The 13,146-nt window shown below is 67.3% G+C and carries 13 protein-coding genes; 7 read left to right on the top strand and 6 right to left on the bottom strand.

Going from position 1 to position 13,146, the window contains the following annotated elements; all coding sequences use genetic code 11:
• The first annotated feature begins 81 nt into the window (after positions 1 to 81).
• The 4 genes from ctaE to qcrB are packed head-to-tail and all read left to right on the top strand — an operon-like array spanning position 82 to position 4,236.
• Positions 82 to 699, top strand: coding sequence for an aa3-type cytochrome oxidase subunit III (gene ctaE, locus Pmi06nite_RS01555; protein WP_203950943.1), 618 nt, complete (start codon positions 82 to 84; stop codon positions 697 to 699).
• Positions 696 to 1,529, top strand: coding sequence for a cytochrome bc1 complex diheme cytochrome c subunit (gene qcrC, locus Pmi06nite_RS01560; protein ID WP_444544141.1), 834 nt, complete (start codon positions 696 to 698; stop codon positions 1,527 to 1,529). The genes ctaE and qcrC overlap by 4 nt, the downstream gene beginning before the upstream one ends.
• Positions 1,526 to 2,605, top strand: a complete 1,080-nt coding sequence (gene qcrA / locus Pmi06nite_RS01565; RefSeq protein ID WP_203950945.1) for a cytochrome bc1 complex Rieske iron-sulfur subunit — start codon at positions 1,526 to 1,528, stop codon at positions 2,603 to 2,605. Before qcrC ends, qcrA begins: the two co-directional genes overlap by 4 nt.
• Positions 2,605 to 4,236 carry a cytochrome bc1 complex cytochrome b subunit gene (qcrB, locus tag Pmi06nite_RS01570; RefSeq protein WP_203950946.1) on the top strand — a complete coding sequence of 544 codons (1,632 nt, stop codon included), beginning with the start codon at positions 2,605 to 2,607 and terminating at the stop codon, positions 4,234 to 4,236. Before qcrA ends, qcrB begins: the two co-directional genes overlap by 1 nt.
• 90 nt (positions 4,237 to 4,326) lie before the next feature.
• Here the strand turns inward: qcrB and Pmi06nite_RS01575 are convergent, their stop codons facing one another.
• From Pmi06nite_RS01575 to ctaC, 4 genes are all read right to left on the bottom strand, one after another.
• Positions 4,327 to 5,502 carry a L,D-transpeptidase gene (locus Pmi06nite_RS01575; protein WP_239113461.1) on the bottom strand — a complete coding sequence of 392 codons (1,176 nt, stop codon included), beginning with the start codon at positions 5,500 to 5,502 and terminating at the stop codon, positions 4,327 to 4,329.
• A gap of 152 nt (positions 5,503 to 5,654) precedes the next feature.
• Positions 5,655 to 6,050 carry a cytochrome c oxidase subunit 4 gene (locus Pmi06nite_RS01580; RefSeq protein ID WP_203950947.1) on the bottom strand — a complete coding sequence of 132 codons (396 nt, stop codon included), beginning with the start codon at positions 6,048 to 6,050 and terminating at the stop codon, positions 5,655 to 5,657.
• Complete coding sequence (ctaD, locus tag Pmi06nite_RS01585) at positions 6,047 to 7,702, bottom strand: aa3-type cytochrome oxidase subunit I (RefSeq protein WP_373317236.1); 1,656 nt, start codon at positions 7,700 to 7,702, stop codon at positions 6,047 to 6,049. The genes Pmi06nite_RS01580 and ctaD overlap by 4 nt, the downstream gene beginning before the upstream one ends.
• Before the next feature lie 5 nt (positions 7,703 to 7,707).
• Entirely contained in the window at positions 7,708 to 8,538 is an 831-nt protein-coding gene (gene ctaC, locus Pmi06nite_RS01590; RefSeq protein WP_203950949.1) for an aa3-type cytochrome oxidase subunit II, read from the bottom strand.
• 186 nt (positions 8,539 to 8,724) lie between these two features.
• Between ctaC and Pmi06nite_RS01595 the strand changes: the two genes are divergently transcribed.
• Together Pmi06nite_RS01595 and Pmi06nite_RS01600 are read left to right on the top strand one after the other, a co-directional pair.
• Positions 8,725 to 9,858 (top strand): cysteine desulfurase family protein, encoded by a 1,134-nt coding sequence (locus Pmi06nite_RS01595; RefSeq protein WP_239113464.1) that lies wholly within the window; start codon positions 8,725 to 8,727, stop codon positions 9,856 to 9,858.
• A complete protein-coding gene (locus tag Pmi06nite_RS01600) occupies positions 9,858 to 10,178 on the top strand; it encodes a sulfurtransferase TusA family protein (protein WP_203950951.1) in 321 nt (106 codons plus the stop codon). The genes Pmi06nite_RS01595 and Pmi06nite_RS01600 overlap by 1 nt, the downstream gene beginning before the upstream one ends.
• Positions 10,179 to 10,238: 60 nt before the next feature.
• Here Pmi06nite_RS01600 and Pmi06nite_RS01605 read toward each other — a convergent pair whose 3' ends face one another.
• Together Pmi06nite_RS01605 and erpA are read right to left on the bottom strand one after the other, a co-directional pair.
• On the bottom strand, positions 10,239 to 11,225 hold the full coding sequence (locus tag Pmi06nite_RS01605; protein ID WP_203950952.1) for a carbohydrate kinase family protein: 987 nt from the start codon (positions 11,223 to 11,225) through the stop codon (positions 10,239 to 10,241).
• A gap of 190 nt (positions 11,226 to 11,415) precedes the next feature.
• Positions 11,416 to 11,769, bottom strand: a complete 354-nt coding sequence (gene erpA / locus Pmi06nite_RS01610; protein ID WP_203950953.1) for an iron-sulfur cluster insertion protein ErpA — start codon at positions 11,767 to 11,769, stop codon at positions 11,416 to 11,418.
• A 219-nt stretch (positions 11,770 to 11,988) separates the two neighbouring features.
• Here erpA and nadA point away from each other — a divergent pair, with 219 nt between their 5' ends.
• Positions 11,989 to 13,143: a quinolinate synthase NadA gene (nadA, locus tag Pmi06nite_RS01615; protein ID WP_203950954.1), complete on the top strand. Its 1,155-nt coding sequence runs from the start codon at positions 11,989 to 11,991 to the stop codon at positions 13,141 to 13,143.
• The last annotated feature ends 3 nt before the right edge of the window (positions 13,144 to 13,146 follow it).

The following is a 13,146-nucleotide window of genomic DNA, read 5'->3' on the forward strand; positions in this document are numbered from 1 at the left end:
TGCTGTGCAATGCCCGTTTTAGACGCCGGATGAGCCCCTAACGGGGGGTCGTGCGGCGACCCGGCCCGAAGAACCGCAATAATGGCGCCCGTGGCGACAGCATCCGCAACTACTACGACGACGAGACCACACTCGTACAACCGGCCGAACCTGGTTCAGGTCGGAACGATCGTGTGGCTGTCCTCTGAGCTCATGTTCTTCGCGGCGCTGTTCGCGATGTACTTCACCATCCGGTCGGTCAGCCTCGGGGAGCACAGTCCCTGGCCTGAGGCGCACCTCAACATCCCGTTCGCGACGTTCAACACGACCGTCCTGGTCCTGTCGAGCGTGACCTGCCAGCTTGGCGTGTGGGCAGTGGAGCGGGGTGACGTCAAGAAGCTGCGTTTCTGGTACCTCATCAGCTTCCTGATGGGCGCCTTCTTCGTGGGCGGTCAGCTGTACGAGTACGCGAACCTCGCGCGGGAGCACCACACGCTTTCGCACTCGCCGTACGACTCGGTGTTCTACCTGACCACGGGTTTCCACGGCCTGCACGTGACGGGTGGCCTGATCGCGTTCCTGTTCCTGCTGGGACGCACGTACGCCGCGAAGCGCCTGACCACTGAGCAGAAGACCGCCGCGATCGTCGTGTCCTACTACTGGCACTTCGTGGACGTGGTCTGGATCGGCCTTTTCGCGACCATCTACATCATCAAATGATCGGAACGGGAAATTCGGTGAACTCCATCACCGCCCGACGGCGCCATCCTCTCGCACGATATGCCGTCGTGGCGCTCGCACTCGGCCTGCTCGGCGGCGGTTACGCCGTGGCCGCGCCGGGAGGCAGCAGCGCGGACGCGGCGATCGCGTCGGGCAAGGCCGACGACGTGGCGCAGGGCAAGAGCCTGTTCGTGGCCCATTGCGCCAGCTGCCACGGCATGAACGCCGAGGGCACCGCCAAGGCTCCCACCTTGGTGGGCGTGGGCGCGGCCGCCGTGGACTTCCAGGTCAGCACCGGCCGGATGCCGGCCGCGGACGCGGGCCCCCAGGCCCCCCGCAAGCCTCTCGGCGAGTGGGTCACCCCGCAGGCCATCGACGACCTCGCGGCGTACGTCCAGTCGCTGGGCGGCGGTCCGGCCAGGCCCGCGGCGGAGCAGGTCGACCCCGCCAAGGGCGACCCCGCGAAGGGCGGTGAGCTGTTCCGGGCGAACTGCATCCAGTGTCACAACTTCGTCGGCGCGGGCGGCGCGCTGACCTACGGCAAGTACGCTCCGCCGCTGAACCCGGCCACGCCGACGCAGATCTACGAGGCGATGGCCACGGGCCCGCAGGCGATGCCGGTCTTCAACGACTCGACGATCACTCCCGACCAGAAGCGGGACATGATCGCCTACATCACCCACGTGCGCCAGCAGGTCGACCCGGGAGGCTCCGGTCTCGGCCGGATCGGCCCCGTGACCGAAGGCCTTGTAGCGTGGATCGTTGGTCTCAGCCTTCTCATCCTGGCCGCCATCTGGATCACGGCGAAGAAGCGACGGACGCACGCATGACAGACAACATCAACGAGCAGCCTGAGGGTCGCGCGCCGGCGCGCGTCATCGGCACCCCGCCCTCCAACGGCCCCATCCTCGGGGACGAGATCGTCCACGAGGCGAAGGGCGTGCCCGGCGTCATTCCCGCCGATCCGGCCGTCGCCAAGCGGGCGGAGCGGATCGTCGCACTGCTGTTCACGATCACCTTCCTGGCGGGCGTGGCGTTCATCGCGTCCTACGTGATCTTCCAGGTCGGCACGATCGACAGGACGGCCGCCTCCAACTACGCGCTGGGCAGCTCGCTCAGCATCGCGCTGCTCTCGCTGGCGGCCGGCATCGTGGTGTGGGTCCGCCAGATCATGCCGAAGTACAACCTCGTGCAGGAGCGCCACCCGATGGCCTCCGACGCCGACACCAAGGAGTACGTCGAGGAGACGTTCCTCCAGGGTGCGAACGAGAGCGGCTTCGTCAAGCACAAGATGCTGCGCAGGACGCTGCTGCTGGCCGCGGCGCCGCTGGGCCTGGCCCCGCTGGTGCTGCTCAAGGACATGGGCCCGCTGCCCGGCACCGCGCTGCGGCACACGGTGTGGGGCACCCCGACCAAGGACGGCAAGCCCCGCCGCCTCGTGGTCGAGGGCACGGGCCAGCCGATCCGCGCGGCCGACTTCAACTCTCCCGGCGGCATCCTCTCGGTGATCCCCGAGGGCTACGAGGAGGATCTGAACGCGCTGGCCAAGGCCACGCTGATCCTGCTCAAGTTCCGCCCGGACGAGATCAAGTCCGGCACCAACCTGAACTGGACGCACGACGGCATCGTCGCGTACTCCAAGATCTGCACCCACGTGGGCTGCCCCGCCGCCCTCTACGAGCAGACGACGCACCACATCCTCTGCCCGTGCCACCAGTCGACTTTCGACGCGGCCGACGGCGCGAAGGTCATCTTCGGTCCCGCGGCCAGGCCGCTGCCTCAGCTGCCCATCGCGATCGACAGCGAGGGCTACCTCGTCGCCAAGTCCGACTTCAACGTCCCCGTCGGCCCCAGCTTCTGGGAGCGCGGCGACGCCGAGGCGGAAGCAAGGGAGCAGAAGGCGTGATGGACACTACTCCCAAGGCCATCGCAGGAGTCTCCACCTTCCTCGACGACCGCATCGGTGCCGGCAGCTTCCTCAAGCGCAACATGAGGAAGATCTTCCCCGACCACTGGTCGTTCCTGCTGGGCGAGATCGCGCTGTACTCGTTCATCATCCTGCTGCTGACCGGCACGTTCCTGACGTTCTGGTTCAAGCCGAGCATGGGCGAAGTCGTGTACTCCGGCTCCTACCAGCCTCTGGTGGGCGTGAAGATGTCCGAGGCCTACGCCTCGGCGCTGAACATCAGCTTCGACGTCCGCGGCGGTCTGCTGATCCGGCAGATCCACCACTGGGCGGCGCTGCTGTTCATCGCGGGCATGATGGTCCACATGCTGCGGGTGTTCTTCACCGGCGCGTACCGCAAGCCGCGTGAGCTGAACTGGCTCATCGGCGTCGGACTGCTCTCGCTCGCTCTGCTGGAGGGCCTGACCGGCTACTCCCTCCCCGACGACCTGCTCTCCGGCGCCGGTCTGCGGATCACCGAGGGTGTCATGCTGGGCATCCCCGTGGTGGGCACCTATCTCACGTTCCTGCTGTTCGGGGGCGAGTACCCCGGGCACGATGTGATCTCGCGGTTCTTCACGATTCACATCCTGCTGATCCCGGGCATCCTGCTGGCGCTGATCTCGGCTCACATGGTCCTCATGTGGGTCCAGAAGCACACGCAGATGCCGGGCACCGGCCGGACCAACAAGAACGTGGTGGGCGCACCGTTCTACCCGACCTTCATGGCCAAGGCGGGCGCGTTCACCCTGTTCACCTTCGGCGTCATCGCCCTGCTGGGGACCTTCGCCCAGATCAACCCGATCTGGCTGTTCGGCCCCTACACGCCGGCGGACATCTCGGCAGGCAGCCAGCCCGACTTCTACATGGGATTCCTGGAGGGCTCACTGCGCCTGATGCCCTCCTGGGAGATCAACTTCCTGGATCACACGGTGTCGCTGAGCGTGCTGATCCCTGCACTGGTGCCGCTGGGCGTCGTCATGACCGGTCTGGCGTTGTATCCGTTCATCGAGCAGTGGGTCACGGGCGACCGGCGGGAGCACCACACCGCCGACCGTCCCCGCAACAACCCTCACCGCACCGCGATCGGCTTCACCGGGATCGCGTTCTACGGCGTGTTGTGGCTGCTCGGAGCGAACGACGAGATCTCTGCCAACTTCCACATCAGCCTGTACGAGACGACGATCTTCGGGCGCTTCGCGATCTTCCTGGTCCCGGCGCTCGCCTACTTCGTCGCGTACCGGATCTGCATCGGCCTCCAGCGCAAGGACGCCGAGGTGCTGTCCCACGGCGTGGAGTCGGGCGTCATCAAGCGCCTGCCGAACGGTGAGTACATCGAGGTCCACACCCCGGCGGCGCAGGACATCGCCGACCACATCCGGGGCAAGGAAGAGATCCCGATCATCGAGAGCGGCGTGGACGGCGACGGCATCCCGCCGAAGGGAGCCCGCACCGCCCTCGGGCGTCTGCGCGCGAAGGCCAGCGAGGCCTACGGCACGGACCACATCCCGCTCGACGAGGGACACGGCCACGACGAGCACGCGGCCATCGGCGCCGGGGACCACTCCGACGGTCACCGCGACGGGCACTGAGAACAGAGGCGGTCGGCACGATCGCCGGCACGTGAAACGGCCCGGGTGGGGATTCCCCACCCGGGCCGTTTCACGTTTCCGGAGGCCGCCCTACGAACTCAGCGGGCTCGTCATGTCGGCCCGCAGGCGGCTCCACTTGAGCCAGTCGCCCCAGGACTCCTGCCAGTGGCCCCAGCCGTTGGTCGCCTCGAGCTTCCGCGGCGTGCCCTCGACCACGACGGGATCCCCGATCAGGGTGTTCTTGATGAACCACTTCGCGTTCTCCGGGCTGACGTTGATGCAGCCGTGGCTGACGTTGGAGTTGCCCTGGTCCCCCACCGACCACGGAGCCGAGTGGACGTACTCGCCGCTGTTGGAGATCCGGACGGTGTCGTAGACGGTCGTCTGGTAGTAGCCGGCCTGGCCGGGACCGGCGTCCGGCGAGGTCATCACGGTGACGTCCTCGCGGGACATCGCCAGGTGGATGCCGCTGGTCGTGTAGTGCCTCATGGCGCCGCCCATGCCCGCGCTGATGGGGAAGTTCTTGATCTGCTTCCCGTCGCGGTCGATCTTCATGTGGTGCGTCTGGGTGTTGGCGACGCTGATCTGGGACCTGCCGATGGTGAAGTCCCTGGAGTAGTCCTGCTTGCCGTACATCCCGTCGGCCCCGCGCACGCCCTGGAGGCGGGCGACGAACCGCACCTTGGTGTGGGCCGGCCAGTATTGCTTGGGCCGGAAGACGACGTTCTTGTTGTCGAACCAGTGCCAGGCCCCCTCGACGGGGTTGGACGCCTGCACGAAGAGGTTGCGCTCGATCGACACCCGGTCGGTGATCGGCTTGTCGAAGGTGAGCATGATCGGCATGCCGACGCCGACGGTGAGTCCCGTGTCGCTCTTGCTCGGGAGCAGCGTCTGGATCCCGAAGGTCGTGGCCGCCTTGGCCGTGGAGAACGAGCTGGTCCGCTCGACGGTCCCGCCGCCGGGATCCGCGGCCACCGCGGTGACGCTGTAGGAGAGCCCAGGAGACATCGGGCGCTCGCTGCGCCACTGAGTCCTGTCGGCGCTGTACACGCCCGCCACAGGCTGCCCTCCGGCCCGTACGGTGACGTTCTTCAACGATCCGGCGGTGGTGCCCACCATGATGGGCAGTTCCGGAGCCAGTCCCTGCATCCCGTTGAGCGGGGTGATGCTGATCGCCGTCTTCGGTGCGGACGACGCACCATCCTGAACCGCGGCGGAACAGCCGGTCGCCATCAGTAGGGCCAGCGCCCCTGCACCAGCGCGCACGTCGATCTCCCCCCGGCCGTGATCAGTTTCCCGGGGGTTATTCCCTGAGCAGGTTCAGGACGTGCACCGGGCAGTCCTGATTCCCGGCAAAAAAGACGTCGCGGCCGGTCGACGCGATGGTCGACCGGCCGCGACGTGTGGCCTCACCCGGGTCAGTGGGAGAAGTTGCCCCGGTAGTACTGGAACACGAAACCGATGGTGCTCATGATCGTCGCGAACACGCCGATGAAGAACAGCCACCAGCCGATCGCGAAGCCGAAGAACGTCAGCGCGGCCGAGAGGCACACGAACAGCGGCCACCAGCTGTGCGGGCTGAAGAAGCCCAACTCGCCAGCGCCGTCGCTGATCTCGGCCTCCTTGTTGTCCTCCGGCTGGTCGCCGATGCGGCGAGCCGTGAACAGCAGGTAGTACCCGATCATGAAGGCGAGCCCGACGGAGATCGCCATGGCCGTGGTGCCTGTCGGCTCCTTGGACCAGAACCAGTACACGACGTCGGCCGCGGCGAAGAAGACGCCGCAGAGCAGGAACATCCAGCCCTGGATCTTCATCGGACATCCTCCAGCTCAGACTTGTTCGCCGCGAGGTGCGGGTACTTGAGGTCGAACGCGGGACGCTCGGACCTGATCCGCGGCAGCGAGGTGAAGTTGTGCCGCGGCGGCGGGCATGAGGTGGCCCACTCCAGCGAGCCGCCGAAGCCCCACGGGTCGTCGACCATGACCTTGGGCGCGGTCTTCCAGGTACGCCACACGTTGTAGAGGAACGGCAGCGTCGAGGCGCCCAGCAGGAACGCGCCCACCGAGGAGATCATGTTCAGGTCGGTGAAGCCGTCGGCCGCCGAGTAGTCGGCGTACCGCCGCGGGAAGCCGATGACGCCCAGCCAGTGCTGCACCAGGAACGTCAGGTGGAAGCCGAAGAACAGCGTCCAGAAGTGGAACTTGCCCAGCTTGTCGTTGAGCATCTTGCCGGTGAACTTGGGCCACCAGAAGTAGAAGCCCGAGAACATCGCGAACACGACGGTGCCGAAGACCACGTAGTGGAAGTGGGCGACGACGAAGTAGCTGTCGCTGATCTGGAAGTCCAGCGGCGGCGAGGCGAGGATGACGCCGGTCAGCCCGCCGAACAGGAAGGTGACCAGGAAGCCGACGGCGAACAACATCGGTGTGTGGAAGACCAGATGGCCTCGCCACATCGTGCCGATCCAGTTGAAGAACTTCACCCCGGTGGGCACCGCGATGAGGAACGTCATGAAGGAGAAGAACGGCAGCAGCACCTGTCCGGTGACGAACATGTGGTGCGCCCAGACCGTGACGGACAGGCCGGCGATCGCGATCGTCGCACCGACAAGGCCGACGTAGCCGAAGACGGGCTTGCGGCTGAAGACCGGCAAAACCTCGGTGATGATGCCGAAGAACGGCAACGCGATGATGTACACCTCGGGATGGCCGAAGAACCAGAACAGGTGCTGCCACAACATCGGACCGCCGGTCGGCGAGTCGAAGATGTGCGCGCCGAGCTTCCTGTCGGCCTCCAGCGCGAGCAGCGCGGCGGCCAGGACCGGGAAGGCCAGCAGCACCAGGATGCTGGTGAGCAGGATGTTCCAGGTGAAGATCGGCATCCGGAACATCGTCATGCCGGGAGCCCGCATGGTGATGATCGTCGTGATGAAGTTGACGGCGCCGAGGATCGTGCCGAGACCCGACAGGGCCAGGCCGAGGACCCAGAGGTCACCGCCGAGGCCGGGCGAGGTCACCGCGTTCGACAGCGGCGCGTACGCCGTCCAGCCGAAGGCCGCCGCGCCACCCGGGGTGAAGAAACCGCTCACCGCGATCGTGCTGCCGAACAGGTAGAGCCAGTAGCTCACCATGTTCAGGCGCGGGAACGCCACGTCGGGCGCGCCGATCTGCAGCGGCATGAGCTCGTTGGCGAAGCCCGCGAACAGCGGCGTCGCGAACATCAGCAGCATGATCGTGCCGTGCATCGTGAACAGCTGGTTGAACTGCTCGTTCGACACGAACTGCAGGCCCGGCTGGGCGAGCTCGGCTCGCATGACCAGCGCCATGACGCCGCCGATCAGGAAGAACACGAACGATGTGATCAGGTAGAGGTGCCCGATCACCTTGTGGTCCGTCGAGGACAGCCACTTGGCGACGACCGTGCCCTTGGTGTACGGCCTCGCGGCGACGCGAACCGGTTCCTGAATGGCGGTCACTGCGCACTCCCCGCCTGGGTCTTGATGTACTGGGCGAATTCGGCCTGCGGCACGAGCTTCACGGAGAACAGCATCCTGCTGTGATCGACACCGCAGAGCTCGGCGCATCGGCCGAAGAAGACGCCCGTTCGGTTGAGCGTCGTGATTTCGAACTTGTTGTGCACGTTCCCCGGGAACACGTCCTGCTTGAAGAGGAAGGCCGGCACCCAGAAGGAGTGGATGACGTCCGGCGAGTGCAGGTCGAACTGGATCTTGGTGTCGACCGGCAGCACGAGCTGCGGCCCCTGCGGGGTCTGCAGGCTCTGCTTGCTCAGGTCCACGGGGACACCGGCGGTGACCGCCTTCTGGCCCTGGAAGTCCGTGGTGAAGCGCCAGCTCCACTGGTAGCCCTCGACGGCCACCTTGACCGGGGCGTCACCGTCGACCTTGGTGATCGCCGTCTCGTCGCGCGCCGTGAAGAAGAAGAACACCGCGACCATGATCACCGGCACGACGGTGTAAAGGATCTCGATCGGCAGGTTGTACCGCACCTGCGGGGGCAGCTGATCGATCGAGTTCTTCTTCTTACGGTGGAACGCCGCCGCCCACAGGATCAGGCCCCAGACGACGATGCCGGTGGCGAGTGCCGCGATCCAGGCGCCGTTCCACAACGTCTGGACGATGGTCGCCTGCTTGGTGATGCCCTCCGGCATCCCTCCGCGGCTCCACTGGTCAACGGCATCACTGCTGCACGCCGTAGCGGTCGCCAGAAGCAGCGCCACGGCGACGCCGCCGGTCAACCGGCGGCGGGCCAACGGTCGCCGTGTCGTACGGCGGGTCGGACTCACGGATCGCCTACCCCACAAATGAAGCCCAAGAGTCCTTCTCCTGGGCGATTTTTCACATTTTGCGCTTCAAGGACGACCGGCACTGTCCTGTCGCCGGTCCCCCCTTTACTTGGTCACTTCACGCTGGGGACACATTAGCGCGGACCGGCCATGCCCCTCCGAGCAGCCCCCGTTAGTGTCCTAACCGTGGCCTATCTGGACGCGGCTTCCACCGAACCCCTGCACCCGGCGGCCCGTGAGGCGCTGATGACCGCCCTGGACGCCGGCTGGGCGGACCCCGCCCGTCTGTACGGCACGGCCCGCCGGGCCCAGATGTTACTGGATCAGGCGAGGGCCGAGGTGGCCGAGATCATCGGCGCCCGAGCCGACGAGGTCTCGTTCACGTCCTCGGGAACCCAGGCCGTTCATTCGGGCGTCCTCGGGACCCTGCGTGGCCGCCGCCGGTCGGGCCATCGGCTGGTGGTGAACGCCGTCGAGCATTCCAGCGTCCTGAACGCCGCCTCGGTGCACGAGCGCGACGGCGGCGAGGTCGAGACCGTCGGCGTGGACCTCACCGGCCGGGCCGACACCGCCGCCTTCGCCGAGGCGGTCTCCCGCCCCGGCACGGCACTGGCCTGTCTCCAGACCGCCAACCACGAGGTCGGCACCCTCCAGCCGGTCGAGGAGGTGGCCGACGCGTGTGCGGCGGCGGGCGTGCCGCTCCTTGTGGACGCCGCACAGTCGGCGGGCCGGCTCCCGATCCCCCCGGGCTGGTCCGTGCTGGCGGCCAGCGCGCACAAGTGGGGAGGCCCGGCCGGCGTCGGCGTGCTGGCGGTCCGCAAGGGCACCCGCTGGCGCTCGCCGTACCCGGAGGACGAGCGGGAGCGCCGCAGGTTCCCCGGGTTCGAGAACGTCCCCGCGATCGTCGCCGCGGCCGCCGCGCTGCGCGCCAGGGCCGCCGAGGAGGCCGCGGAGGGGCCCCGCCTGTCCGCGCTGGTGGACAGGATCCGCCGCGAGGTCCCCCGCCTCGTGCCCGATGTGGAGGTCATCGGCGACCCGGTCGCGCGCCTGCCCCACATCGTGACGTTCTCCTGCCTCTATGTGGAGGGTGAGGCGCTCCTGACAGAGCTGGACAAGTCAGGGTTCGCGATCTCGTCCGGAAGTTCTTGTACGGCGAGTACGCTTCGCCCATCGCATGTTCTGGAGGCAATGGGAGTGCTTACACACGGGAACGTCCGGGTATCGCTGCCCCGTGGCGTGTCCGAAGGCGACGTCGATCGCTTTCTCGCCGTGCTTCCGGACATCGTGCGGCGGATCCGGGCGAGCTTGGGGGTTCACTGATGTGGCGCAGGCGGTCGAGTGGCGGCGCGAGCGCCGAGACCCGTGAGGCCCCCGAGGCCCGGGAGACGCAGCAGACGCCGGCGGAGCCCCAGTCGGACCTGACGATCGACGCGCTGGGCCGCAAGTGCCCCATCCCGATCATCATGCTGGCCGAGCAGATCAACGTCGTGCCACTGGGCGGCGTGGTCGCCGTGCACGCCGACGACCCCGCCGCGTTCACCGACATCCCGGCCTGGTGCCGGCTCAAGTCACACGGCCACGTGGCCACCTACGACCTGCCGCGCGGCGGATGGTCGATCCACGTGCGGCGCAACTACTGATCGAGCCGCCCGACCGGGCGCTGCCCCTGAACGGGGGCGCGCCCGACCTGCGGACTCCTGTCAGGCGTAGTGGTAGCGGGCGTGAGCGGCGACCTCGTCGGCCGCGGCCTGGCCGTACGCCGCCGAGAGGCGCTCGATGAAGACCTTCTGCCCGAGCTCGTACTCCTGGCCGCCGACCTGCTCCAGGACGTGTGTGGCCGTCAGGTTGCCGACCTGGCCGCAGCGCTCCAGCGACAGACCCCAGGCGAGGGCCGACAGGAACCCCGCGCGGAAGGCGTCGCCGACGCCCGTCGGGTCGGCCTTGCCCAGCTCGGGGGCCGGCGAGATGTGCAGGGACGGCTCGCCCTTGCGGTCGATCCTGACGCCCTTGGGGCCGAGGGTGGTGACGCGGACGCCGACCCGCTCGAGGATCTCCTCGTCCGACCAGCCGGTCTTCTGCGCGATCAGCCCGAGCTCGTAGTCGTTGCTGAACAGGTAGGCCGCGCCGTCGACCAGCCGGCGGATCTCCTCACCAGGCATCCGCGCGAGCTGCTGCGACGGGTCGGCCGCGAAGGGGATCCCCCGCGTGCGGGCCTCGTCGGTGTGCCGGAGCATCGCGGCCGGGTCGTTGGGGCTCACCAGGACCAGGTCGAGCTCACCGACACGATCGGCGATCGGGCGGAGCTCGATCTCGCGGGCCTCCGCCATCGCTCCCGTGTAGAACGACGCGATCTGGTTGTGGTCCTCATCGGTCGTGCAGAGGAAGCGGGCCGTGTGGTGCACCTCGGAGATGTGCACGGATTCACAGTCGACGCCGTGCCGCTCCAGCCAGGACCGGTAGTCGGCGAAGTCGGTGCCCACGGCACCCACGAGGATCGGGGTCAGGCCGAGACAGCCCATTCCGAAGGCGATGTTCGCGGCGCACCCGCCACGTCGGATCTGCAACTCGTCCACGAGGAACGACAGCGAAACCCGGTCGAGCTGCTCGGCGATGAGCTGGTCGCCGAAACGCCCGGGAAAGGTCATCAGATGGTCGGTAGCGATGGAGCCGGTGATGGCGATGCGCACGGGGTCGTTCTCCTCGTTGTCAGCATCTTGGGGATAGGTGGGCAATCTTGCCGAACCTGTCGAGCGTACCCTGTCGCAATGATGACGGCCCCGTACGGGAAGCCGTACGAGGCCGGTCATGCGAGCTCAGGTGCGCTCTGCCGAGCTCCCTCGCTCCAGTAAGTCTCTCTTGTCGTCCAGGCGATGCGCTCTAGCTGAACGAGTCGCCGCAGGCGCAGGAGCCCGTCGCGTTGGGGTTGTCGATCGTGAAGCCCTGCTTCTCGATCGTGTCGACGAAGTCGACCTTCGCGCCGATGAGGTACGGCGCGCTCATGCGGTCGGTCACGACGCCCACGCCGCCGAAGTCCGAGACGACGTCTCCGTCCATGGACCGGTCGTCGAAGAAGAGCTGGTAGCGGAGGCCGGAACAGCCGCCCGGCTGGACCGCGACGCGCAGCTGCAGCCCTTCCTCGCCCTGCTGCTCCAGCAGGCTCTTGACCTTGGCGGCGGCCGCGTCAGTCAGGAGGATGCCCTGCTGCGTGGTCTCGCTGCTCTCAATCGTCATGTGCTGACTCCCGCGTCTGCGCCAACCGCCCACCCGGAGCGGTCGATTGATTCCGACGTCCTACTTAGACGCTACCAACACCCGCCGATCGATACACATTCCTGCCTGGGCCCCCGGACTTCTCCAGCCCCCTTCCTCCACCCCGGATCGAGGCTGCCTGAGGCATGTGAAATGCTTAGTCGTCAGTTCGACGATAAGTCCCCGAAGGGGGTGTTGTCCGTGACGATCGCTGAGACCGGACTTCCGCTGTTCGTCCTGGGCCAGGGCACCGACCCGCACAGCGAGCGTGGCGTGGACTGCCCGGGAGATCTCCCGTCCGCCTCCGATCCGGCTCTGGTGGAACGCGCTCGCGTGGCCAGGGAACGGCTCGGCGACCGCGTGTTCGTGCTCGGGCACCATTACCAGCGCGACGAGGTCATCCAGTTCGCGGATGTGACCGGAGACTCGTTCAAGCTTGCCCGCGACGCGGCCGCACGCCCCGGCGCGGAGTACATCGTGTTCTGCGGCGTGCATTTCATGGCCGAGTCGGCGGACATCCTGACCGGTGACGCCCAGAAGGTCGTCCTCCCGGATCTGGCCGCCGGCTGCTCGATGGCCGACATGGCGACCTTCACCCAGGTCGAGGACTGCTGGGACGCGCTGGAGGACGCCGGGATCGCCGAGCGGGTGGTCCCGATCACCTACATGAACTCCAGCGCGGACATCAAGGCCTTCTGCGGACGGCACGAGGGCGCCGTGTGCACCTCCTCCAACGCCAGGCGGGCGCTGGAATGGGCCTTCGAACAGGGCGAGAAGGTCCTCTTCCTGCCCGACCAGCATCTCGGGCGCAACACCGCCGTGCTGGAGATGGGGCTCTCCCTGGACGACTGCGTCGTCTACAACCCCCACCGCCCCAACGGCGGGCTCACCCAGGAGCAACTCGAGAACGCCAAGATGATCCTGTGGAAGGGCCACTGCTCGGTCCACGGCAGGTTCACGGCCGACTGCGTCGACGAGGTGCGTGCCCGCATCCCGGGCGTCAACGTGCTCGTGCACCCCGAGTGCCGTCACGAGGTCGTGACGAAGGCCGACTACGTGGGATCGACGGAGTACATCATCAAGACCCTGCAGGAGGCCCCGGCCGGATCCTCATGGGCCGTCGGCACCGAACTGAACCTGGTCAAGCGCCTCGGCCAGATGTTCCCGGACAAGACGGTCACCTTCCTCGACCGGACCGTGTGCTACTGCTCGACCATGAACCGGATCGACCTGCCTCACCTGGTCTGGGCGCTGGAGTCGCTCGCCGCCGGGGAGGTCGTCAACCAGATCACCGTCGACCCCGACACCACGCACTGGGCGAAGGTCGCGCTCGACCGGATGCTGGCACTGCCGTAAGGA

It is taken from the genome of Planotetraspora mira (genome assembly GCF_016863275.1).
GTDB lineage: Bacteria > Actinomycetota > Actinomycetes > Streptosporangiales > Streptosporangiaceae > Planotetraspora > Planotetraspora mira.